This window comes from Geomonas paludis (assembly GCF_014193585.1).
Taxonomy (GTDB): Bacteria; Desulfobacterota; Desulfuromonadia; order Geobacterales; family Geobacteraceae; genus Geomonas; species Geomonas paludis.
Genome location: NZ_BLXY01000001.1, coordinates 78,584 through 101,870 on the forward strand (window position 1 = coordinate 78,584; position 23,287 = coordinate 101,870).

The window sequence follows — 23,287 nt, forward strand, 5'->3', positions numbered from 1 at the left end:
CTCCCTCACCCGGCCTGCGGCCACCCTCTCCCGGAGGGCGAGGGGGGAAAAACTACATTTCCAAAACCAGTGGCAATATCACCGGCCGGCGTTCGATGGTCTTGTTGAAGAAGCGGCGCAGCACCCGGCGCACCTCCAGCTTCACCTCGTTCCAGTCGGTCATGGCCTCGGTGCTGACCAGGGCCAGCGTGTCCAGCACCACCTTCTTCGCCTCGTCCAGGTACTGCTGGCTCTCGTCCTCGAAGATGAACCCGCGCGTCACGATGTCGGGGCCGTAGATGATCTCGCCGCTCACCTGGTTGATGCCGACGATGACCACTACCATGCCGTCCTCGGACAGGTGCTTCCGGTCCTTCAGGACCACGTTGCCGACGTCGCCGACCCCCTTGCCGTCCACGAAGACGCGGCCGGTGTTGACCTGGTCCACGATGAGCGCCTCGTCGCCGGAGAAGAGCACCACGTCGCCGTTCACCGCCAGGATGCAGCGCTCCTCCGGAGTGCCGACCTTCTGGGCCAGTTGGGCGTGCTTCACCAGGTGACGGTACTCGCCGTGCACCGGGACGAAGAAGCGGGGCTTGACCAGGTTGTGCAAAAGCTTCAGCTCCTCCTGGCTGGCGTGACCGGAGACGTGCACCTCGGAGACCTTCTCGTGGATCACCTCGGCGCCGCGCCGGTACAGGTGGTTCATCAGGTCGGAGATGGTCTTCTCGTTGCCCGGGATGAACCGCGACGAGAGGATGACGGTATCGCCGCGCTCGAGCTTGATCTGCTTGTGGTCGTCCATCGCGATCCGGATCAGCGAGCTCCTCGGCTCACCCTGGCTGCCGGTGGTGATCATGCAGACCTGCTCCTTGGGGAGCCTGGGGAGCTCCTTCAGATCCATGAGGAGGTCGTCGGGGATGGTGAGGTAGCCGAGCTCGCGGGCGATCTGCACGTTGGCGATCATGGAGCGGCCGTTCAGAAGCACCTTCCTGCCGCTCTTCTGCGCCGCATGCACCACCTGCTGGACGCGATGGATGTTGCTGGAGAAAGCTGCGACGATGACCCTGCCGGGACAGTTCGGGAAGATCTCGTCGAACGCCTCGCCCACCACCCGTTCGGAAAGGGTGTACCCTTCGCGCTCGATGTTGGTGGAGTCGGCGAAGAGCGCCAGCACCCCCGCCTGGCCGTAGCGGGCGAAGGTGGGGAGGTCGGTGAGTTCGCCGTCCACCGGGGTCTGGTCGAGCTTGAAGTCGCCGGTGTGGATCACCACGCCCTCGGGGCAGGTGAGTGCCAGGGCGCAGCCGTCCACGGTGGAGTGGGCCACGCGGATGAATTCGACGATGAAGTAGCCCAGTTCCACCACGTCCCGGGGCTTCACCACGCGCAGGTCGACCTTCTGGTCGAGTTCGAACTCCTTCAGCTTTTCCTTGACGAAGCCCAGGGTGAGGGCGGTGCCGTAGATGGGGGGATTGATGTCGCGCAGCACGTAGGGGAGCGCGCCGATGTGGTCCTCGTGCCCGTGGGTGAGCAGGATGGCGCGGATCCGGTCGGCACGTTCCATGAGGTAGCCGATGTCCGGGATCACCACGTCGATGCCCAGCATGTACGGTTCCGGGAACATCAGGCCGCAGTCGACGATGACGATGTCGTCGCCGTACTCGAAGGCCGCCATGTTGAGGCCGATCTCGCCCAGCCCGCCCAGGGCCACGAACTTCAGCCCGGTATTTTCAATGCTGCTTTCTTCCAAGATAATCCTTTGCGGTTGCGGGGACTGGCTCCGACAGGTGCCTGTCCCCCTCTGATTTTCGGTTTGTGCCGCGGGCTCCCTTCCGCGCTACCGCCCCTGCTGCGCCACCAGTGCGGCGATGCGGGCGTCGCAGCGCTGGATCCACTCCTGTCCGGGGGAGTAGATGCCGGCCACGGCATAGAACGAGCTCCTCAGGGCGCGGTACGCGATCAGCGCGCGCGCCGTGTCGTGGTTCGCCTCCGCCATCTGGCCGAGGTCCCACAGCTTCTGTGCGCTACGGGGAACGATGGAACTGCCCGGGGTGTACATGTGGATGGCGGCCTCGTAGCCGGCCACCGCCGCGGGGAAATCACCCGACGCGGTTCCCTTCTCGCCCTTTTCGAACTGCACGTACTGCCGGTACAACGCGTTGCCCCAGAACAGGACGACGGAGATCAGCGCGATCGCCGCGACGTTTACCGCTATGGTTTTGACTTTTTCCATGTCTTTTCTGTTTCCTGTGGCTTCAGGGTTACCCCTGGAAGAAATTGGGGGCGACGACGAGCAGCGTGCCGAGCAGGGCGAGCACCACCCCCAGAAGGACGGTCGCGGCCGCAACCACGTTGAACGGCGAGCGCAGCCGGTGCGCGGCGGGGAGCCCCCACGCGATCAGACCGACCCCGCCAAGGGCCAGCGCCAGGTAAACCATGACCATCTAACTAACCTCCAGGTTTGCTGCTATCGCTGCACGTACCCGCTCCAGGAGCTCCGCCTCCGGAACCCCCGCGACGTCGATGGGCGCCCCGAAGGTGATCCTGATGGTCCCCGGCCGCAACTCGATGCGGTTGCGCGGGTTGATGGCACGGCTGCCGTTAATGGTGAACGGGACTATGGGAACGCCGGCACGGGCCGCCAGCATGAAGGCGCCGCGTTTGAAGGGGAGCAGCGAGCCGTCCTTGGTGCGGGTCCCTTCCGGGAAGATGACCACGCTGGCGCCGGCCGCGATGCGCTGCGCAGCCTGGTTCATGCTCCGGAGCGCCTTCCTGCCGTCGCTGCGGTCGAGGGGGATGTAGCCCGCCCGACGCATGGCCGCGCCGAACACCGGCACCCGGAACAGCTCCTCCTTGGCGACCCAGGAGAACAAGCGCGGGATGGCGCGGCTCAATGCCAGGATGTCAAAGTTGCCCTGGTGGTTCCCCATGTAGATGACCGGCCCCTCGGTCGGGACCTGTTCCAGCCCCTCCACCTGCAGCCTGATGCGGGCGGCCCAGAGCGAGCCGATGCCCCAGACCCTGGCGACGGCGTGACCCACCCTGCCGGAGGCGTCGAAAACTCCGCCGATGACGGCGGCGAGGCTGCATAACAAGGTGTACGGAACGAAGAAAAGAAGGTAGATACGAGCTCTCAGCATGACCGGTTACGTTACTTTTTTTTCCGATGAGAGTCAAACAATATCGCTTGCCATGAGACCCCGATTTCTATACACTTCCCGGAATTCAAAACGCGACACGAACAAAGGAGAACCCCCATGGCAAGTCTCAACAAGGTGATGCTCATAGGCAACCTGGGCAAAGACCCCGAGGTGCGCTACACCGCCGGCGGTACCGCCGTAGCTTCCTTCTCCCTGGCCACCACCGACCGCATCAAGGGCAAGGACGGCAACTGGGAAGACAAGACCGAATGGCACAACATCACCCTCTGGGCGCGTCTGGCCGAGATCGCCGGCGAGTACCTTTCCAAGGGGAAGACCGTATATATCGAAGGACGTCTGCAGACCCGCAAGTGGACCGACAAGGACGGCAAAGACCGCTACACCACCGAGATCGTGGGCGAGAAGATGCAGATGCTCTCCGCCAAGGGTGAAGGCGGCCAGCGCCAGGGCGGCCAGGGCGGCGGCAGGCCCCAGCAGGATTACAACCAGGGCGGCGGTTACGAGGAGCCGACATTCAACCCGGACGACGAGATCCCGTTCTAACCACTCCAGTAGTTGCTGCTTCAAGCACAAAAGCCGCGATTCGTTTCGAATCGCGGCTTTTTTCGTGTCTTGTGCATCGTTTCTGGCCGCGACTGCGCCGGCTGGATCAATATGCGGACGCAAGCCCCTCGGTGAAGTAGAAGGTCGCCCCGCTGCCGGGCTCGGACTCGGCCCATACCTTGCCGCCATGCATCTCGATGACGCGTTGCACGGTGGCCAACCCGATGCCGGTGCCATCGAACTTGGCTGTGGCCTCCAGCCGCTCGAAGGGGAGGAATATCTTCTCGGCATAGGCCATGTCGAAACCGATGCCGTTGTCTCGAACATAAAAGACACTCTCGCTGCCTCTGCGCAAATGGCCGAACTCTATGCTGGCTGCGTCGATCCTGCTCGTGTATTTCCAGGCATTGCCCAGCAGGTTGTACAGTGCCAGCTTGGCTAGGGCCGGATCGAACTGCCCCCAGGTTGCATCGGCAATTGTTGTCTCCACCCGACGCTTCGGCTCCTGCGCCGCCAGTTCGTTGATGATCTCAGCGACGATCGCGGTGAGGTTGACGGTCTCCCGGACCATCTCCCTGCGCGTCACCTTGGACAGCAGCAGGAGCCCCTCGACCAGGTGCCCCATCCGCGAGGCGCTCGCCGCTATCCGCTCCAGGTAATTCCGGCCCTCCCGGTCCATCCGTTCGCCATACTCCTCGAGGACGATCGAGCTGAAGCAGTTCATGCTCCTCAAGGGGCCGCCCAGTTCATGGGCGACTGAGTAGCAGAAGGATTCCAGCTCCTTGTTGATGGCTGTCAGTTTCACCGTCCGCTCCTGGACGCGCTGTTCCAGCTCCTGGTTCAACAGCAGCAGTGCGTCCTGGGCGTTCAACGCCTCCTGCCTGGACTCCTGCAGGTCCATTGCCTGTATGCGCAGCGCTTCCTCGGCGCGCAGGCGGCAGATCATGTCCGCGGTCTGCCGGGAGAGGAGATCGAGCCGGCGCAGCGTGGCTTCGTCGGGGCGAAAGGCACTCCGGTAATGGGTAGAGAACATGCCGACCAGCTGACCCGACCGGCTTAACAGGGGGGTCGACTGTACCGCCCGCACTCCTGCGCGCCGCTGGACCTCCAGGGCGTCGGTCCCGGCAAAGATGGGGCTTTGTTCGACGTCCTCCACGATGACGCGCCGACCCGTGGCTGCCGCCGCCCCACAGGTTCCTTTTCCATGCGCGGAAGGCTTCCAGTAATCGATCCACCATTGCGGGAATCCCTTTTGAGCCGCGATCACCAGGTCGCCCGTTTCCGGCTCCACCAGCTGGATGGTGCCGAAATCGGCCCCTGCGATAGCGATGGCCGCTTCCACCACCTCCTCCAACACCGACTGCAGGTTGCCGTCGTGCACGAAGAGGGTGCTGAGTTTTTGAAGCCGGGTCACCGTATCGAACTCGCGGGCCAGCTGACGCTCCACCTCTTTGCGCTGGGTAATATCCTCTATCAGCGCAACAGTCCAGCGCGGCGTCCCATCCGAGTCGCGCACCAGCGAGACACTCTTGCGCACCCAGATCGGCTCCCCCCCTTTGCGCAGGTAACGGTTCTCCACCGTGAAATCCGGCAACTCGCCGCCGAGCATGCGGCGGGCCAACTCCATGTTTTCTTCGCGGTCGTCCGGGTGGATCAATGGCGGCAGGCCCAGTTGCTGCAACTCGGGGAGCGAATAGCCGGTGAGTTCCGTAAAGGCGGGATTGATGTCGATGAAGTGACCTTTGACGGTCGCCATGGCAAAGCCGATGGTAGCGTGGGCAAACGCGGTACGGATCTTTTCGTCCGCGCCGTTGAGCGCCAGCACCAGGACATCGTCCAAAGACTGACCTGACGATTGGGCGCTCCGCCCTGCGACCAGCAGTGCCGCCAGGAAGTACAGCTCGCCAAGATAGAGCGAGAACCGCCCCACCCACCCCACCGGGCTCCCCACGCTGTGCTGAAGGAAAAAACCGGCCATACCTGTGGCGGTCAGAGCAAGCGCCCCGGCATACCACAGCAGGAAAGGCTCCCGATTGCGCTGGTAGGTGGCCAGAAAGGCCGTGAAGGAAAACAGGTTCAGTACAATCCCGGAGCCAAGGACCACCTGCCGGATGAAGGTAGCCCCCGTTCCCTGCACGAAGAAGAGCGGAAGCACCCCCTTCAAGGTGCCCAGCATGAGCAGGGCAATGAAAACGATGACCAGGGTGTAGGAGCAGGCGAGCAGCAGCGGGCGCCGCCGGGGTGCTGTTTGCGGATGTAACCCCGCGGCGAGGATGAATGCTGCAATGGCATGCAGCAGCGCTCCCAGCAGGGCGGCGCAATTGTAAATGGTGACATTGAGATTGGCGCCGCCGGGGAGCCCGCGCACGATACCGGCTACTGTGCCACTAAGCCCCACGGCCAACATAGCCGCGCCCAGCAGTAGCATCTTGATGCGCCCGGAAACCTGGTAGTTGCGGCCCGCTATGACAGCGACCAGCAAACTGACGCAGCCGACAAAAAGGGTATTGGTGACAAACAGGAGCCATGGGGGATCGTAACAGAGGTGAGACGCCGTGCTATGCAGAATAAGCATCGGCAGTGGCAAAGCGAAGAAGGGCAGCAGAACATACCGGCGTCGCAACTGTAGTAGGAACGTCAGCATAAGCTTGGAGCCTTTCAGTTATAATTGTAGTTAATTAGTGGGGGCGCAACATTAACACAGCGCGTTCAGCGTTTCAATACAATTCTTAGAACCAATTCACCTGCTCGACGAGGGAAAATAAAAGCCGTGCGACCTTGTGACAGTCGCACGGCTTTTTATGTCTGAACAGGGTGCCGGTTACAGTATCGGGGGATGCCGTCAGACCAGCACCCGGAACCTCGCGCCGCGGTCAAAGTTATCTGCGGTGAGCGAACCTGCCATGTTCCTCTCTATGATCATCTTGGCCATGTACAGCCCGATCCCGGTGGCCTGTGGCCCCCTGGTGGTGAAGTAGGGATCGAAGATCTTGTCGACAACTTCCGCCGGGATTCCCCCCGCGTTGTCCACGAGCGTCACCAGGGAGCGTCCATCCTCCTCCCCAACCTCGATCCTGATGGTCGGGTGCTCTACCTTCCTGGCCACGAACGCGTCCTTGGCGTTGATCAGTATGTTGAGCAGAACCTGCGAGTAGTCCCCGGGATAACCCTCGATCATGGGATCCGCCAAGGAGGAAACGGCTATATTGATGCTGACTTCGCGCAGGCTGGAATCGACGAGGGAAACGGTTTTTTGCACCGCCTCCAGCACACGGAAGCGGACCTTCTCCTGCCCCGGGCTGAAGAAGTTCCTGAAATTGTCGATGGTGCGGGACATCTGGGTGATGGCTTCCATCATCCTGCGCACCTTGTCGTCCAGGTACCCCTCATCGAGCTCACCCAGGCGGAAGGTCATGGGGAGGTCCTGGGCCAGCAGGGCAAGCACGTTGAGCGGCTGGCGCCACTGGTGCGCGATGTTGCTGATCATTTCCCCCATTGCCGCCAAGCGCCCCTGCTGGATCAGCATCTGGTCCATCTGCCGCAACTGCTCCACGGTGCGCAGACGCTCCTCGCTTTCCCGCTTCAAATCCCGATGGGCCCGGCACAACGCCTCGTGTTTCTCGTGGATCCTGTTTTCCGCCAGGGTCCTGGTGCGGATCTCGGAGCGGAGATGGATCTCGGTCATAACCGAAGCCGCCAGGTCCTCGATCGCCGACACCTGCGCCGCAGTCCATTGCCTGGGCTTGGCATCGATGACACAGAAGGAGCCGAGGATGTAGCCGTCGGCGGTGGCGAGCGGGATACCGAGGTACGCGATCACGTGCAGGTCCCTGATGGCGGGGTTGTCCTTGAAGAACGGGTGGAGCCGGGCGTCCTCGATGAGCAGCGGCTGCTTCGCGATGCGGTTGTATTGACAGAAGGAGTGGCTGAGAGGGGTTTCCCGCCGGGACTGCCACGGCTCGGGCAGCCCGATGCAGCTCTTGAAGAACTGCCGGTCCGCGTCCACCAGGGTGACCAGCGAGACCGGCGCATCGACGAACTGGGTCGCCAGCCGGGTCAGGCGATCGAAGGCTTCTTCGGCCGGGGTATCGAGCAGGGCCACGGCGCGCAGCGCGGCAAGTCGGGTGGGATCGGCCACGTGGGCCGAGATGTCACTGAAGTCGTAATGGTTCATTTGCATTCCGTGGTAGTGGCCAGCAGCACAGCTGGAAAAGTATCAGGATTTTCTCGCGTTTCAAGCGACGGCGCACCTCCGGCAGGAGAATCGGGGCGGCGCTCCTGTGCCCCCCGCCGGGAGGTGCAGACACGGAGATGAAATTTTCCTCTCGGTTTTAGCTATTTACACCGTTCCCGCAAATCAAATATGATGTGGTGGTTTGCTGGATAAACCGCACCATTTGAACAAGCAGGAACAGGCATGGCCAAGATCATTTCGTTGGAGAAGACGCGGCAGGCGATCAAAAAGAGAAGGGAGGCGGAGGCGCTATTGCGCGAAACCGAGGATGACATCACCGCCATCCTCAACGATTACTCCCTGACACCGGCCAACCGGCGCTGGAAGCTGGAGAACATGCTGATGGACGTCGATGAGCAGCTGGACCAGTACCGCAGGGAGCTCGAGGCCGCGGAGCGGAAGTTGAACGCGCTGGTGGCCAGCGCCGAAGGCGAGATCGTCCGTGCCTACGGCGAATTCGAGGCCAAGGTGCGCGGCATGACCATCGCGGTCAGGAAGCTCACCGGCTCCCCGCACGCCGATCCCATCACCGAATAGCAAGCGGCGCCCCCTAACGGCGCCCTCCCCCGCCACCACAGCAGGTTAAGGTTTCCAGAGGCGCGCGTTTGTGCTAGTTATGTAGACGCTCGCCAGACAGCTCCCCCTGCAAGGAGGTGGACCATGAAAATCCGCAAGAAGATTTTGGATTTCGAGTATGAGGAGGTTCTCGAGGTCAAGTACCGGGAACTGATCCGTGTCGCCTGCGCCGTGGCCGTCGGTTGTCCCGACTGACTGAAGAAGCACTTCGCGGTCGCGAAGGAAGCAGGCGCCACCGAAGCGGAACTCAACGAGGCCATGGCCTACGGCATCATCGCGCCGTCGGGACGGGCCAAGAACTTCGTGCGCAGCCAGGAAGAAATCTTAAAAGAACTGTAGTGCTAACAGGGATGAAGGGGATACAGGGGATAAGGCGGGGTTGTCGCTTGGTATTATCCCTTTAATCCCCTTCATCCCTGTTTGTCTAAAGGTTGTCCATCTCTTGAAACGTCTCACCTTCAACAAATCCACCAAGCGCGTCTCCATCCGTCGTAACGTCGCGGCGCTGTCGATGCCGGTGCTCCTTTCCTCGCTGTTCCAGCGCCTGGTCTCCATCGTGGACATCTTCATGGTGGGGGGGCTGGGGGCCGCGGCGATCGCCGCCACCGGCCTCGGCCAACTCCTCATCTTCGTCACCATGACGGTATTCTGGGGCTTCTCCACCGGCGCCAACGTAGTCATCGCCCATCTCTGGGGCGCCGGCCGGCGCCTGGAAGCGCGCAGGACCGCCTTCGCCTCGCTCCTCTTCTGCGCGCTCCTCGCCGTGGCGGCCACCCTGCTGGGAATGGGCTTCGGGAGGGACATCGCGGTCTTTCTCGGGGCGAGCCCGGACGTGCTCGCCTACGCCTCGGACTACATCCGCCTGGTCTTCCTGTATTTCGGCTTCACCGCCGGGCTCAACATCCTCTCCGCCATCATGCAGGGGACCGGCAACACCCGCACCCCGATGGAAGGGATCCTGCTGGTGAACGTCCTGCACGTCGCCATCGCCTATCCCCTGATCTACGGCTACCTGGGTTTCCCGCGCTACGGCGTGCTCGGGGCGGCCTACGCCATCAACTTCTCCGAGGCCGCCGGCTTCAGCTACCTGCTGATCCAGGCGCTCAGGAAGGGATACCTGAAGATCGGCCGCCCCGACCTGGCGCTATTGAAGAAGGTGATCGGCATCGGCTATCCCGTGGCGCTGGAGCGCGTGGCCCAGCAGTCGGGCCAGCTCTTCTACTCGAAGTTCATCATCGGTTTCGGCACCGCCGCCTACGCCGCCCACCAGATCGGCCTCTCCATCGAATCGCTCTCTTTCATGCCTGGCGCCGGGATGGGGATCGCCGCGGCGACGCTCATGGGGCAGTCGATCGGCGCCAGGAAGCTCCGGCGCGCCCACATGAGCCACACGGAGGCCCTCCGGCTGGCGGTGCTGGTCATGGGGGCCATGGCCCTGCTCTTCTTCTTCCTGCCGCACCACCTGATCGCCCTGTTCACCCACGACCCGCAGGTGATCGAGAAGGGGAGCGTCTTCCTGCGGCTGGTCGCCTTCGCCCAGGTGCCGCTGGCGATCTCCTTCGTCTACGCCGGCAGCCTGCGCGGCACCGGCGACACCCACTACGTCTTCCTGGTCACCCTGGTGTCCATGTGGGGCATCCGGGTGCTCCTCTCCTACATCGCCGCCGTCCCGCTGCAGCTTTCCCTTTACGCCGTCTGGGGCGTCTTCCTGATCGACTGGTTCTTCCGCGCCGGCGCCTTCTGGTGGCGCTACCAGCGTCGCGACCTGCACCAGGTCATCATCTGACCATGCAGCTTTCCTTCGTCCCGACCACCGACGCGAGCGAGATCCGGCTGCGGCTGGAACGGCTCCTGATCCCCGGTTCCCTGCTCGACGCCGCCCTGGAGCGGCGCATCGAGCGGCTCTCGTCGGAGTTCGCCGGCTACGCCGCCAGCTACCCCCTTCCCCTGTGGGCCCCCGGCCTCGCTCTCAGCAACGAGATGCGGGGGCTCACCGAAGCCCTCTTCCCCCTGGCCCGCCCCCGTGCCCTGTTCGAGCTGATCCTGCGCCGTGGTTGTCGCTTCGTCCCCCTGCTCCCCGGGAGCTACCTGTACAGCTCGGCAAGCTGGCTCGACCTGCTCCAGAAACTCTCGCCGCGACTGCGGAGTCCCGATCCCGCTCCGATGCTGCGCCTGATCGCCGAGGACGGCGACGCGCGTGCGGCCTTTCTGTTCGCCCTGATGCTGCCACAGCACTTCGGCGGCGGCTTCGACCGCTACCGCGAGCAGTACCGGTGGCTGGCCGGGTGGCTGGGCGGGCAGGCGGGGCATTCAAAGGGGATCCGGGTCCTCGATGCCGCCTGCGGCAGCGGCGAGGGAACCTACCAGGCGGCGCAGCTCGTAGCGGAGGCGGGGCTTGGCGCCGCAAGCGTGGTGCACGGTTCGACACTGGAGCCGATCGAGCTCTTCGCCGCCGCTCATCTCCATTTCCCGCACGATCCCGAGCGGGAGCGCGAGTACCGGAACCGGGTCCAACCCGTGCTGGGCGTTGACGGCGGGCCGTCCCTGGAGTTCTACCTGGACCGCGTCGACGCCGCGCCGGAGCGCGAGCCGTACCACCTGGTGCTCTGCAACGGGCTGCTGGGCGGGCCGATGCTGCACGAGCCGGTGCAGTTGGCGGCCGCCTTTGCCGGCCTTGCCGCCCGACTTGCCCCCGGCGGGCTCCTCCTTGCCGCGGACCGTTTCCATGCCGGCTGGCGCCTGCGCGTCCCGCGGGAGGCGCTCATCGCCAGCCTGCGCGCCGCGGGTCTCACACCGATCGAGGTTCCGGAGGGGATCGCAGCGATAAAGCCTTAAGAAAGGGAAAGGGAGCCCGACATTTTCCTGGTTCCCAAGGTGGACCTTGGGAACGAGATCAAAGTTCCCCTCGCCCTCCGGGAGAGGGTGGCCGAAGGCCGGGTGAGGGTGCTGCCATGGGCAAGTTAGTTGCCACTGCCGACGCCCTCACCCCGACCCTCTCCCAGAGGGAGAGGGAGTGTGAACAGCACCAACCCAAAAAAAAGGGGACGGTGCCGACAGGCCCGTCCCCTTTTGTCATCTCTGTTTTTCCTCAATCTTTATCTTAGTCTCAACCTCAATCTGCTTCTAAGCCCTGAACAGCACCCCTCCCCAGGAAAGCCCGCCGCCGAACCCCATCATCAGCACCAGTTCCCCCGGCTTGATCACGCCGTTTCTCCGGTTCTCGTCCAGGGCAAGCCCCACCGACCCGGCAGCCGTGTTGCCGTACCGGTCCAGGTTGAGCAGGAATTTCTCCTTGGGGATCCCCGTCTTTTTGGAGATGAAGTCGATGATGCGCACGTTGGCCTGGTGCGGGATGATGTGGTCGATCTCCTCCGGTTTGACGCCCCCGCGCTCGGCAAGGTCGGTGATGATGCGCGGGATGACGTCGGTGGCGAAGGTGAACACGCTTTTGCCGGCCATCTTGAAGGTGTTCTCCTTGGCCGCGATGCTCTCGGCGCTGATCGGCTTCCTCGACCCGGACGAGGGGACCTGGATCAGTTCCCAGCCGTTGCCGTCACTTTGCATCACGGAGTGCTGGATTCCCTTGCCCGACAGCCCCGCCCCCAGGATCACCGCGCCGGCACCATCGCCGAACAGCGGCGCAGTGGTTTTGTCCTCCATGTCGAGGATCTTGGAATAGGTGTCGGCGCCGATCAGGAGCACCTTGCGGTACTTTCCCGAACGGATCAGGTTGTCCGCCAGTTCCACGCCGTAGATGAAGCTGCTGCAGACCGCGTTCATGTCGAAGGCGAACGCCTTTGCGGCGCCGATGTTCTTCTGCACCATGCAGGCGGTGGCGGGAAGGATCATGTCGGGGGTGGAAGTGGCGACGATGATGCAGTCGAGTTCGAGGGGATCGACGTCGGCATTTTCGAGGGCGAGGAGGGCGGCGCTGGTGGCGAGATCGGAAGTCGCTTCCTCCGCTGCCGCAAAGCGCCGTTCCCGGATGCCGGTCCGGGAGTGGATCCACTGGTCAGCGTCATCCACCAGGTAGTCGAAGTGAGCATTGGGGACGACCCGCGCCGGAACGTAGCCGCCGGTCCCCAGGATTTCCGCACGTATCATGTAGAGAGCGCCTCCCTTGCTTCCCGCTTGGACCGCCGGGAAACGCTACCCTTATCTCACAATAAAATAGCGTTTGTCAATTATCTCCTTTGGAAAATGCCGCATCGACCACTCCGTAGGCCCACACGATCATGAATCCACCCAAAAGCCATTTTACGTAAGGGGCATCCATTTGGATCGCCGCCAGCACCTGTTCCGGGGTGAGCCCCTGCCTGCCGGCCGCCATCAGCTTTCCCGCGCTCCTGAGCCCGACGAAGAGCCCGCCCAGCAGGAAAATGTTGTCGAGCAGGAGCATGACGCCTCCCTTGACACGGCTCCCCCGGTACAGCTGTCCCAGCCCGGGGAGCACCAGGGCGGAAAGTGCGATGCATTTGATCCTGTTCGACATCCATTATCTCCTTGTCACGCCCACTGCTGGGCGCGGATTGATTAAATTGTGTTGTGCGACGGGCGGAATTTTGTTAGTTATCAATCGCTATGGACCATGCCGAACGCATCAAAAGGCGCGACGCCATCATCCCGCTGTTAAAGGACCCGGACCCGGAGGTGCGTCTGGCGGCCTCGACCGCCCTGGAGGCCCTGGAGGCTGCGGAGAGCCTGGAGGAGGTCTTCGACCGCCTGAAGCGAGGGGACCGGGCCACCAAGGTGGCCGCCATCTACGCGCTGGGGCGGATCGGCGACGACAAGGTGCTGCCGATCCTCTACTACTGCGCGGGAAGGCCCGAAGAAGACATCCGCTGCGCCGCGGTCAAGGTTCTCGGTGAACTGGCCCGCCCCGGTGCGCTCCCCACGCTGCTGGAAAAGCTGCAGGACCCTGCCGTCACCGTTCGGGCACTGGCCATCGAGGCCGTGTCACGCTACCGCAACCCCTCCCTGGCAGCCAAACTCGCCCCGTTCCTCGAAGCCGACGACGGCATCCTGGATGCCGAAGCCGCCCTCGCCCTGGGCCGCATCGGGGGGAGCTCCCTCTCCGATGCCATCATCAAGCTCCTCTCCTCCCCCTTCGACAAGACCCGCGCCGCAGCAGCCACGGCCCTGGCGCAGCTTCCCTGATCAGTCAAACTCCCCCGTCGGTAAGCTCCAGGAACCCTTCCACTATGCTGCCGTCCAGCACGGTGCCGCGCGCCCTTCTGAGCGCCTCGACCGCCTCGTCCCGCAGCATCGGGCGCTGATACGTCCGCAGCGTCGTGGTCGCATCGTAGAAGTCCGCCACCGCGACTACGGCGCACGGGATTCCGAGGCAGAGGGTGCGCGCCGACTCCGGATAGCCGGTCCGGTCGAAACGCACGTGGTGCGCGAGCACCGCCTCGACCACGCTGGCCGGCACCCCTGCCATGCCGCGCACGATCTCGGCTCCGTACTCCGCGTGCTTCTGCATCTCCAGCACCTCGTCGCCGGACAGTTTCCCCGGCTTGTCCAGGATGCACAGATCGACCCTGGTCTTGCCGATGTCGTGGAGAAACCCCGCCAGCCCGCACTGCGCCACCTGTTCGGCGTCATGCCCAAGCGACGCCGCCAGCGCCAGGGCAAGGAACCCGACGCTCACGCTGTGGCGGAAGGTGTAGCCGTCGTCCTCCCGGGTGGGATCCAGCTGCAGCAGGGACGCCGGGTCCTTCAGGACGCCCCCCGCCAGGGCGCGCACCCGGTCCATGAGGGGTTCGGCAGGCGGGATGATGCCGTTGCCGATCTCCTGGAAAACCTCCCTCAGTGCACCCACTGCGTCGCGGCAGAGCGCGGACAAGCGGTCCAATTCACTGGGCGTGAGTGACGTCCCTCTTTTGTTGTCGGCAATCGCCACCGGGCCTCCTGGTTCGGGCAAACCGTCAAAACGAAGCAGTGATTTTATCTTAGCCGGGGAAACGTTGTCAAACTGAATGGAGGTCGGGGCACGCCAGCGCGCCAGTGTTGACACTGTTTACCAAAAAGCTTAGGATTACGTAGTTTTTCACTCGCCCTCGGCGAGGCTTGGGGGGGTATGGCAAAGGTAAAGGTGAAGACCGGGTACGTCTGCTCCGACTGTGGCGCGAACTATCCCAAATGGCAGGGGCACTGCAGCGCCTGCGACGCGTGGAGCACCATCAAGGAGGTGCGCCTGGGGGCCGAGCCCCGTGCCGGCCGGCGCGACGGTTTCGCCGGAGCCACCTCGGCGGTGACCCTGCTGGGCGAGGTGAACTGCACCGAGGAAGCCCGCTTTTCCAGCGGCAGCGAAGAGTTCGACCGGGTCTTGGGGGGAGGTTTCGTCCCCGGCTCCGTGATCCTGATCGGCGGCGACCCCGGCGCCGGCAAGAGCACCATACTGCTGCAGACCATGTGTCACGCCGCGGCCAGCAAGGGGGTCCTTTACGTCTCGGGGGAGGAATCCCTGCAGCAGATCGCGGGGCGCGCCCGCAGGCTGCAGCTGCCGCTGGACCGGGTCAAGATGCTGGCCGAGAGCTCCGTGGAGCGGGTCCTGGAGGCAGCCGACAGCGTGCGCCCCGAGGTGGTGGTCATCGACTCGATCCAGGTGATGCAATCGGCTGGAATCGACGCGGCCCCGGGGGGAGTGTCCCAGGTGCGCGAGTCGGCAGCCGCCTTCACCTGCTACGCCAAGACCTCCGGGGTGGTCCTGATCATGGTCGGGCACGTCACCAAGGACCAGGCCCTGGCCGGCCCCATGACCCTGTCGCACATGGTCGACACCCAGGTGATGCTCTCCTCCACCGAGGACGCCCGCTACCGCCTCATGCGCACCACCAAGAACCGCTTCGGCCCGGTGAACGAGCTCGGCGTCTTCGCCATGACCGAGCGGGGGCTGCGCGAGGTGAAGAATCCTTCCGCCATCTTCCTGACGCGCACCGAGACGGAGGCGCCGGGGAGCCTGATCAGCGTGCTCTGGGAGGGGACCAGGCCGCTGCTGGTCGAGATCCAGTCGCTGGTGGTGTCGGCCCAGTACGGCTCGCCGCGCCGGCTCGGCATAGGCCTCGACCAGAACCGCATCGCCATGATCCTCGCCGTGATCACCAAGCACGGGGGGCTGGTGCTCTCCGACCAGGACGTCTTTGTCAACGTGGTGGGCGGTATCCGGGTGCTGGAGACCAGCGCCGACCTGGCCGTCGCGCTCGCCATCGTCTCCAGCTTCCGCAATTCGGTGCTTCCCCAGGACCTGCTGGTATTCGGGGAGGTGGGGCTGTCCGGGGAGATCCGCCCGGTTTCCAACGGCGAGTCGCGGCTCAAGGAAGGGGTGAAGCACGGTTTCACCCGCGCCATCGTCCCCAAGGGAAACGCACCCAAGAAGGAGATCGCCGGTATGAAGGTGGTCGGGGTCGCCTCCCTCGCCGAGGCCCTCGACGCCATCTAGAGCCGCTTTGGGAGCCTGGGCAGCGCAGATTACGTTTTTCGCCGTCTTTCGTTAAGAGGAAAATTTCACTTTACTAATTTAGAAAAATCCTCTTTAATGTCGTACTGATTAGAAAGGGTAGGTGTCATGAATTCCGAAAAGCTCGAGTACTTCAGAGGTATCCTGCAGGAAGAGAAACGATCGCTCTTGGAAGAGGCCGGCCGGACCGTCATGGAGATGAACTCCGACACGACCAACTTCCCTGACCCGACCGACCGTGCCACCCAGGAATCGGACCGCACCTTCGAACTGCGCATCCGGGACCGCGAGCGCAAGCTGATCGTCAAGATCCAGGAAGCGCTGAACCGCATCGATCAAGGCACCTTCGGCATCTGCGAGGTGTGCGAAGAGGACATCAGCGAAGCGCGCCTCAAGGCCCGCCCGGTGACCACCCTCTGCATCGACTGCAAGATGGAGCAGGAAAAGAAAGAAAGGTTCCGCTAGTTCTCCCCATCCCACGAGTTGTTGGTCCTTCGGAGTGCGCATGGCTGCCCGGAAGGGAAATAACCTCCTGGAGCAAGCGTTACGTGTTGCCCAGTCATCCGGCCGCTCGCACCAGGGCCGGCTCCGCGGCCTGCTCCGTACGGCTGCCCGCGCCCCCGGTATTGCCTCCGCCTCACTGTTTCTTCCCGATTCTTCAGAACCCGCTCTCACGGAATGCTTCTCTTCCGTGCTTTCAGGAGCGAGCCGCAGCTGCCTGATCCCTTACGGGCAAGGGTGCGCCGGCCGCGCCGCCGCCGACCTGCGCGAGGTCTACGGCACCTCGGTCGATCTGCACCCGGAAGAGCGCGGCAGCGGCGAGTCCGGCCAGTTTGCCGCCATCCCCATTCTGGACGGCACCGGGCTGACCGCGGTCCTGGCCCTGGCCTGCCCCGACCCCGTGCTCCCCTCCGAAAGCGTGGCGCTTTGCCGGCAATTGGTCCCCATCTTCTCGCTCACCCTGTCCGGCCTGGCAGCCGAGCAGGAAGCCCACAAGGCCCGCCGCGACCTGGCGCTGATCTCGTCGCTGGGGCGGTTGATCGAGGCCCCCACCCCGGCAGCCACACTGCTGCCGCAGGTCGTCAAGCTCTGCACCGGGTCAGGGGTCGCCGGCTGTGCCGTGATCCGGCTGGCAGCCAAGGGACGGGTGCGGGGCCGGGTGTTCAAAGGGTGCCACAGTAGCGCGAGGAGAGAGCTCACCGCGCTGCTCGAATTCGAGCAGAGGCTCTCGGCGCGCACCCTTGCCGCCGGCGCCACCCGCACCGACAAGCTCGCCCTGCCGGGGGCGTGCCGCTACGCCCTGTGCACCCCGCTCACCTGCAACGGCCAGGAGCTCGGCGCGCTCACGCTGTTCGGCGGCGCCGACCTGGTGAGCGCCGGGCAGGCTGACTTGGCCGAGACGGTGGCGCGGCTGGTGGCCGGTGCGCTCACCGAGGCGATCTGCGAGGAGCGGGTAGCCAGCTTCGACACCGAGAACGAGAAGAAGCTGAAGGAGTTGTCCCTCCTGTACCGGCTGAGCAACACCATGCTCTCCACCATCAAGCTGAACAAGCTGATCCACCTGACCCTTACCGCCCTGACCTCCGGCCCCACCCCCTTCTTCGACCGGGCCATGCTGTTCCTGGCCAACGAACGTTCCGGGTCGCTGGTGGGGATGCTGGGGGTCACCTCGGAGAACGCCCCGGTCCTGTCCATGCCGGCGGGGGGAGGCGACGACCTCCTCTCCAGCCGCTGGGACATCACCGAGGACGAGATGGCGGCCCAGCGGGAGTCCGAATTCTCCCGGCAGGTGCAGGGAAAGCGGCTCGAGCTGGACCCGACCCTGAACATCGCATCGCAGGCCGTGCTCGAGAGGCGGTTGATCTACATCCCCGAAGAGACGGGTATCGGCTCCGACGCCTCCGCGGTATCACGCACCGCGCTGGCCGCCTCCCCCCTGATCGCCCACGGCCAGACCGTCGGCGTCGTGCTGGTGGACAACGCGCTCACCCTTTCTCCCATCACCCAGGAACACCTGCGTTTTTTGCAGCTTTTCACCAACCAGGCCGGCATGGCGATCGAGAACTCGATGCTCTACAACCGGATCGAGGACGCGCACCGCCAGTTGAGCGAGGCCCAGGAGAACCTGCTCCAGAAGGAGCGGCTGGCCGCCATCGGCGAGATGGCTGCCGGCATCGCCCACGAGCTGAAGGGGCCGCTGGTCTCCATCGGCGGCTTTGCCGGCCGCCTGGCGCGCAAGCTCCCCGCCGAAAGCGACGAGTGGGCCAGCGCCGACCTGATCGTGCGCGAAGTGGTGCGCCTGGAAGGGATCCTTTCCGAGATCCTGCTCTTCTCCAAGAAGACCACCATCTGCTACACCCGCTGCAACATCGTGGACATCGTCAAGGAAAGTCTGGCCATCACCGCACCCACCGTCGAGGAAAAGCAGATCGAGATCAACGCCAGGTTTCCGCGTCAGCGCCAGGTCCTCCTGGGTGACTGCCAACAGTTGAAGCAGGTGTTTATCAACATCATCCAGAACTCCCTCGAGGCGATGGCGCCGGGGGGGCAGCTCTCGATCCAGGTGCACCCCGCTGAGCTGGACGGCAAGGATGCCATCGCAGTCAAGATCGTCGACACCGGCGGCGGCATCCCGCTCGAGCAGCTGAACAACATCTTCACCCCGTTCTTCACCACCAAGGTGAGCGGAACCGGACTGGGCCTCCCCATCGCCAACCGGATCATCACCAACCACGGCGGCAAGATCCACGTCACCAACCACCCCGGCCTCGGCGCCGAGTTCCGCATCGTCCTGCCCAAGCACTGGTAATTCGCTATCGCAGCAGCCTAAGGTATCACCACGGGTACTATGGCACTAAAAGGTTCGTACTTGTCACCAGCGCCCGTAAGTTCTATGCTCCCGAAAGCTCACCGTCCGCTGTGCGGCGCGGTGCTTAGAAATCTACGGACCAGGAGGCAACGTGAAAGTTATCGGGATCAACGGCAGCCCCAGGAAACAGTGGAACACGGCGCAGGTGCTGCAAAAGGCCCTGGACGGGGCGGCGGCCCAAGGGGCGGAGACGGAGCTGATCCATCTCTACGACGTCGACTTCAAGGGGTGCACCAGCTGCTTTGCCTGCAAGCTCAAGGGTGGCAAGAGCTACGGCAAGTGCGCCATGCGCGACGGCCTGACGCCGGTCCTCGAAAAGATCGCCCAGGCCGACGGGCTGGTGCTCGGGTCCCCGGTGTACTTCGGCCGCGCGACGGGGGAGATCTGCTCCTTCCTGGAACGGCTCCTGTTCCAGTACTTCGTCTACTCGCAGCCGCCGGCATCGTTGTTCGAGAGAAGGATCCGGACCGCGTTCATCTACACCATGAACGTGCCGGAAACCCTCATGCAGGAGGCCAACTACGCGGTCCACATGGGCGGCAACGAAAACTACCTGCGCCGGATCTTCGGCGAGTGCGAAACCCTCTGCTGCAACGAAACGGTCCAGTTCGACGACTACGACAAATACGTCTTCAACTACTTCGATCCCCAGCAGCGCCGGGAAAGGCACAGCGTGCTCTTCCCGGAGAACTGCCGCAAGGCCTTCGAGCTCGGCCAACGCCTGGTTTCGCCCTAGTCCTTCCCGAAGGAGCGGCACCCGCACCCAAAAAGGCGCCTGCATCTGTTGATGCAGGCGCCTTTTCCTTTGCCGTCAATCTCATAGGACTTTCAGCACGTCTGATTCAAGTTTCGCGGTCCCGGTACCGATAGTGATTCTATTACCATTGGATGGGGAGGGTGAACTATGCCTATTGTGACTTGGGACGGCAGCCTGGCAGTTGGACACGAAATGATAGATCAGCACCATGAACACCTGGTGGAACTGCTCAACAAGACGTACGACGAGTTCTGTGACAGAAAGTCGAAGCAGAACCTGGAAGCGGTACTTGATGAGCTGATCGATTATGCCACCTACCACTTCGCCCAGGAAGAGCTGCTCATGGAGAAGGTTGCGTTTCCCGCAGCGGAGGAACACCTGGCAGAACATGCCTACTTCATCACGAGGATAGGCGAGATCCAGAAGGAGTTCCTGGCCGGCACCAGCGCCATCTCCCTGGAAATCATCACCTTCCTGAAGAACTGGCTGGTGAGGCACATCTCTCAGAAGGATCTCGAATTGGGCGCCTACGCCACCGCTCACGAAGGCAGGCCGGTGGTGATCGATCTGAACTGACCCCCCTGTCACTCCCTCTGTGCCCGCCACTTCTGGTCCTGCGCAGGCATGACCAGCCCCCCTTTACCGGGCCCTGCAGAGAATCCCGGAAACCTTTGCCCCCCTCCCCTTGCGGCGGTAGGGGGCCAGGGGGTGGGGACCGGAAAACCGCCGCCCGGCGCCCTGCCGGAAATGGTTCAAGTTCTCAAGCGCTGCTCCGATACGCTTGCAGTAGCTAGATGTGTGTGAAAATCCGGACGTCTTTGATTGCAGCAGAGGTGACCAGAATGGTCACTTTAGACGGGTAGAAGCCATGCGGAAACTGATCGGCCGCTTGCCGATTCGCAAAAAATTGATGCTGATCCTGCTGATCGCCAGCGGCTTCACGCTGGTGCTCGTCTCGCTCACCTTCGTGGTGGGCACCTTCGTCCTGTCCCGCATCGGGATGCACCAGGAACTCTCCACCCTCGCCTCCATCGTCGGACACAACAGTTCAGCGGCCCTCGCCTTCGGGGACAGCAAGGACGCCCAGCGCACGCTGCAATTCCTGGAAAACAAGAAGTACATCCTCGACGCCTACGTCCTCTCGGAGGACTGGCAGCCTTTCGCCTGGTATCGCGCCCCCGGGGTGGTAGCGCAGGCGAAGTCGCCCAAAGCCCTGGCCCTGGAGGCGGCAGCAGGGGACCTCTGGGACGTCGACGGCGACATGGTGGTCAGCTCCAGGATCCTGCTGGAGGGGCAGCAGTTGGGAACCGTGGTGATCCGCGCCGACTACCGCGAAGTGAACTCGAAGCTGATCTGGGTCCTGTCAGGCGCCCTGCTGGCGATGCTGGGGAGCCTGTTCTGCTCCTACCTGGTTTCCCTGAGGCTGCAGGGGGTCATCTCCGCGCCGATCGTGCAGCTGGCGCGCACCATGGAGGGGGTGTCCCGGGACCAGGATTACGCGGTCCGGGTCGAAAAGGGGAGCGACGACGAGCTGGGCGCCCTCATGGAAGGCTTCAACGAGATGCTGGGGCAGATCCAGGCCCGCGACCGCGAGCTCGCCAGCTATCGCGACCAGCTGGAACAGAAGGTGGCGCAGCGAACCCAGGAGCTGGAGCTGACGGTGGCCGAACTGCAGCGGGCCATGGAGGCCGCGCAGAGCGCCAGCCGCGCCAAGAGCCAGTTCCTCGCCAACATGAGCCACGAGATCCGCACGCCGATGAACGGGATGCTGGGGATGACGGAACTGCTCATGGCCACCAGGCTGGACGAACAGCAAAACCGCTTCGTCTCCTCGGTGCGCCGCTCCGGAGAGGCCCTCTTGAGCATCATCAACGACATCCTGGACTTCTCCAAGATCGAGGCCGGCAAGCTGGAGCTGGAAGAGACCGCCTTCAACCTGCAGGACACGGTGGCCGACGTGGTCGAGCTGCTGGCCGAGACGGCGCACAGAAAGGGGCTCGAGATCGTCGCCCTGGTGGAAAACGACGTCCCCCCGGTGCTGCTGGGGGACCAGGTGCGGGTGCACCAGATCCTGATGAACCTGGTGGGGAACGCGGTGAAGTTCACCGACCGGGGCGAGGTGGTGATCCGGGGGACACTGGCGGAGGAATGCGGCCAGGAGGTCGTGGTACGGCTCGAGGTGGCCGACACCGGCATCGGTATCCCCCCCGACAGCAAGGAGCGTATCTTCGACGGGTTCTCCCAGGCCGACAACTCGACCACCCGCAAGTACGGCGGGACCGGGCTGGGGCTCACCATCGCCCGCCAGCTGGTCGGGCTCATGGGGGGTGAGATCGGCCTGGAGAGCGAGTTGGGCATCGGCTCGACCTTCCACTTCACGCTGAAGCTGCGCCGCGAGGCGTCGCAGCGCAGCACGGTCCCGGACCGGACCTCCCTTGCCGGCTACCGGGCCTGCATCGTCGACGACAACTCGACCAACCTCAGCATCATGCACCACGAGCTGCACGCCTGGGGGATCAACGCCGACATGGCGGACAACGGGGCGACCGCGCTGGAACTGATGCGCGGGGCGGCCCGGGAGTCGGCGCCCTACGACTTCGCCATCCTGGACATGCAGATGCCGGAGATGAACGGCATCGACCTGGCCCGGGCCATCAAGGCGGACCCGGCACTGGCCCCGACCAGGCTGCTCATGGTGACCTCGGTAGGCCAGTACGGCGACGAGAGCGAAGCGATCAAGGCCGGCATCGGCTGCTACCTCAGCAAGCCGGTGCGCCAGTCCCGGCTCTACAACGCCATCATGGACCTTTTGGGGGTGGGGATGAGCCGGGCGGCGCAACCGCAGGCGGGCGCGGAACAGGGATCCGCGGTGGCGCTCGGGGCGGCGGTGCTCCTGGTGGAGGACAACCCGGTGAACCAGGACGTGGCGACCGCGATGCTGGAGGCCTGCGGCTGCCGGGTCAGCGTGGCCAACAACGGCGCCGAAGCGCTGGAAGCCGTGGCACGGTGCGATTTCGACCTCATCTTCATGGACTGCCAGATGCCGATCATGGACGGCTACGCCGCCACCCGCGCCATCCGGGAGCGGGAGAACAAGGCGGAGGGAAAACACCGCACCATCATCGCCCTGACCGCCCACGCCATGCGCGGCGACCGTGAACAGTGCTTCGCCGCCGGCATGGACGACTACCTGACCAAGCCCTTCACGCAGGCGCAGATGGTTACCCTGCTGCAGCGCTGGATCAGGCCGCAGGCCGGCGACAACCACGAGACTGGCTCCGCCAGGTGCCTGTCCCCCTTGACCTGCGCGGGGGAACCGACCACCGCCGGCGAGGCGGCGGCGGATAACGACACCAGCGGCATCAACCCCTCCGTTTTGGACGACATCCGCGCGCTGCAGCTCCCGGGCAAGGCCGACCTGCTGGCCAAGGTGGTCGGCTCGTTCATGAAGTCGAGCCCGCTTTTGGTGGCGTCGATGCGGCAGGGCCTGTCCGCCGGGGACCCGCAGGGGGTGCGCCAGGCCGCCCACACCCTCAAATCGAGCAGCGCCTCGCTGGGATGCCTGGGACTCTCCGACAGCTGTCGCCAGCTGGAGCTCCTGACCGTCGAGGGAGACCTCAAAGGGGCCGACGCGCTGCTGCAGCAGATCGAGGCGCAGCACCGCAAGGCGGTGGAGTACCTCGCCGCGGTGCAGGAGCTGAGAGGATAA

Annotated in this window: 21 protein-coding genes; 12 read left to right on the top strand and 9 right to left on the bottom strand. The window is 64.0% G+C overall.

All coding sequences use genetic code 11. The annotated features are described in order from the left end of the window. Positions 1-52 precede the first annotated feature (52 nt). The 4 genes from H7687_RS00380 to H7687_RS00395 all read right to left on the bottom strand — a co-directional run bounded on the left by H7687_RS00380 (position 53) and on the right by H7687_RS00395 (position 3,119). On the bottom strand, positions 53-1,729 hold the full coding sequence (locus H7687_RS00380; protein WP_183343955.1) for a ribonuclease J: 1,677 nt from the start codon (positions 1,727-1,729) through the stop codon (positions 53-55). Positions 1,730-1,816: 87 nt separating this feature from the next. Beyond that, entirely contained in the window at positions 1,817-2,212 is a 396-nt protein-coding gene (locus tag H7687_RS00385) for a hypothetical protein (RefSeq protein WP_183343957.1), read from the bottom strand. A gap of 28 nt (positions 2,213-2,240) precedes the next feature. Beyond that, positions 2,241-2,423, bottom strand: a complete 183-nt coding sequence (locus H7687_RS00390) for a hypothetical protein (protein WP_183343959.1) — start codon at positions 2,421-2,423, stop codon at positions 2,241-2,243. Then, the gene (locus H7687_RS00395; protein ID WP_183343961.1) at positions 2,424-3,119 is read right to left on the bottom strand and encodes a lysophospholipid acyltransferase family protein; all 696 of its coding nucleotides are present in this window, start codon (positions 3,117-3,119) and stop codon (positions 2,424-2,426) included. Positions 3,120-3,236: 117 nt separating this feature from the next. Here H7687_RS00395 and H7687_RS00400 point away from each other — a divergent pair, with 117 nt between their 5' ends. Beyond that, positions 3,237-3,683: a single-stranded DNA-binding protein gene (locus H7687_RS00400; protein WP_183343963.1), complete on the top strand. Its 447-nt coding sequence runs from the start codon at positions 3,237-3,239 to the stop codon at positions 3,681-3,683. A 106-nt stretch (positions 3,684-3,789) separates the two neighbouring features. On the opposite strand, the gene H7687_RS00405 is transcribed toward H7687_RS00400, so the two are convergent. Together H7687_RS00405 and H7687_RS00410 are read right to left on the bottom strand one after the other, a co-directional pair. Next, positions 3,790-6,165: a PAS domain S-box protein gene (locus H7687_RS00405; protein ID WP_183343965.1), complete on the bottom strand. Its 2,376-nt coding sequence runs from the start codon at positions 6,163-6,165 to the stop codon at positions 3,790-3,792. A 360-nt stretch (positions 6,166-6,525) separates the two neighbouring features. Next, positions 6,526-7,857, bottom strand: a complete 1,332-nt coding sequence (locus H7687_RS00410) for a sensor histidine kinase (RefSeq protein WP_183343967.1) — start codon at positions 7,855-7,857, stop codon at positions 6,526-6,528. A gap of 243 nt (positions 7,858-8,100) precedes the next feature. On the opposite strand from H7687_RS00410, the gene H7687_RS00415 reads away from it, so the two are divergent. From H7687_RS00415 to H7687_RS00425, 4 genes are all read left to right on the top strand, one after another. Then, positions 8,101-8,454 carry a hypothetical protein gene (locus H7687_RS00415; protein WP_183343969.1) on the top strand — a complete coding sequence of 118 codons (354 nt, stop codon included), beginning with the start codon at positions 8,101-8,103 and terminating at the stop codon, positions 8,452-8,454. Between the two features lie 123 nt (positions 8,455-8,577). After that, complete coding sequence (locus H7687_RS22045; protein WP_281376645.1) at positions 8,578-8,832, top strand: GSU3128 family (seleno)protein; 255 nt, start codon at positions 8,578-8,580, stop codon at positions 8,830-8,832. A gap of 103 nt (positions 8,833-8,935) precedes the next feature. Continuing rightward, complete coding sequence (locus H7687_RS00420; RefSeq protein WP_183343970.1) at positions 8,936-10,279, top strand: MATE family efflux transporter; 1,344 nt, start codon at positions 8,936-8,938, stop codon at positions 10,277-10,279. A 2-nt stretch (positions 10,280-10,281) separates the two neighbouring features. Beyond that, positions 10,282-11,328, top strand: a complete 1,047-nt coding sequence (locus H7687_RS00425) for a chemotaxis protein CheR (RefSeq protein ID WP_183343972.1) — start codon at positions 10,282-10,284, stop codon at positions 11,326-11,328. A 288-nt stretch (positions 11,329-11,616) separates the two neighbouring features. Here H7687_RS00425 and H7687_RS00430 read toward each other — a convergent pair whose 3' ends face one another. Both H7687_RS00430 and H7687_RS00435 read right to left on the bottom strand, forming a co-directional pair. Next, entirely contained in the window at positions 11,617-12,597 is a 981-nt protein-coding gene (locus H7687_RS00430) for a beta-ketoacyl-ACP synthase III (protein WP_183343974.1), read from the bottom strand. Positions 12,598-12,673: 76 nt separating this feature from the next. Beyond that, a complete protein-coding gene (locus tag H7687_RS00435; RefSeq protein ID WP_183343976.1) occupies positions 12,674-12,985 on the bottom strand; it encodes a hypothetical protein in 312 nt (103 codons plus the stop codon). Positions 12,986-13,074: 89 nt separating this feature from the next. Between H7687_RS00435 and H7687_RS00440 the strand changes: the two genes are divergently transcribed. After that, positions 13,075-13,650, top strand: coding sequence for a HEAT repeat domain-containing protein (locus H7687_RS00440; RefSeq protein ID WP_183343978.1), 576 nt, complete (start codon positions 13,075-13,077; stop codon positions 13,648-13,650). A gap of 4 nt (positions 13,651-13,654) precedes the next feature. On the opposite strand, the gene H7687_RS00445 is transcribed toward H7687_RS00440, so the two are convergent. Continuing rightward, the gene (locus H7687_RS00445; protein ID WP_183343980.1) at positions 13,655-14,395 is read right to left on the bottom strand and encodes an HD-GYP domain-containing protein; all 741 of its coding nucleotides are present in this window, start codon (positions 14,393-14,395) and stop codon (positions 13,655-13,657) included. 177 nt (positions 14,396-14,572) lie between these two features. Between H7687_RS00445 and radA the strand changes: the two genes are divergently transcribed. From radA to H7687_RS00475, 6 genes are all read left to right on the top strand, one after another. Next, a complete protein-coding gene (gene radA / locus H7687_RS00450) occupies positions 14,573-15,934 on the top strand; it encodes a DNA repair protein RadA (protein ID WP_183343982.1) in 1,362 nt (453 codons plus the stop codon). Positions 15,935-16,060: 126 nt separating this feature from the next. Further along, the gene (gene dksA, locus H7687_RS00455) at positions 16,061-16,417 is read left to right on the top strand and encodes an RNA polymerase-binding protein DksA (protein ID WP_183343984.1); all 357 of its coding nucleotides are present in this window, start codon (positions 16,061-16,063) and stop codon (positions 16,415-16,417) included. Between the two features lie 226 nt (positions 16,418-16,643). Further along, positions 16,644-18,761, top strand: coding sequence for a GAF domain-containing sensor histidine kinase (locus H7687_RS00460; RefSeq protein WP_246404474.1), 2,118 nt, complete (start codon positions 16,644-16,646; stop codon positions 18,759-18,761). A gap of 151 nt (positions 18,762-18,912) precedes the next feature. Continuing rightward, complete coding sequence (locus H7687_RS00465) at positions 18,913-19,557, top strand: flavodoxin family protein (RefSeq protein ID WP_183343987.1); 645 nt, start codon at positions 18,913-18,915, stop codon at positions 19,555-19,557. A 168-nt stretch (positions 19,558-19,725) separates the two neighbouring features. After that, positions 19,726-20,154 carry a bacteriohemerythrin gene (locus H7687_RS00470; RefSeq protein ID WP_183343989.1) on the top strand — a complete coding sequence of 143 codons (429 nt, stop codon included), beginning with the start codon at positions 19,726-19,728 and terminating at the stop codon, positions 20,152-20,154. A gap of 292 nt (positions 20,155-20,446) precedes the next feature. Beyond that, a complete protein-coding gene (locus H7687_RS00475; protein WP_183343991.1) occupies positions 20,447-23,287 on the top strand; it encodes a response regulator in 2,841 nt (946 codons plus the stop codon).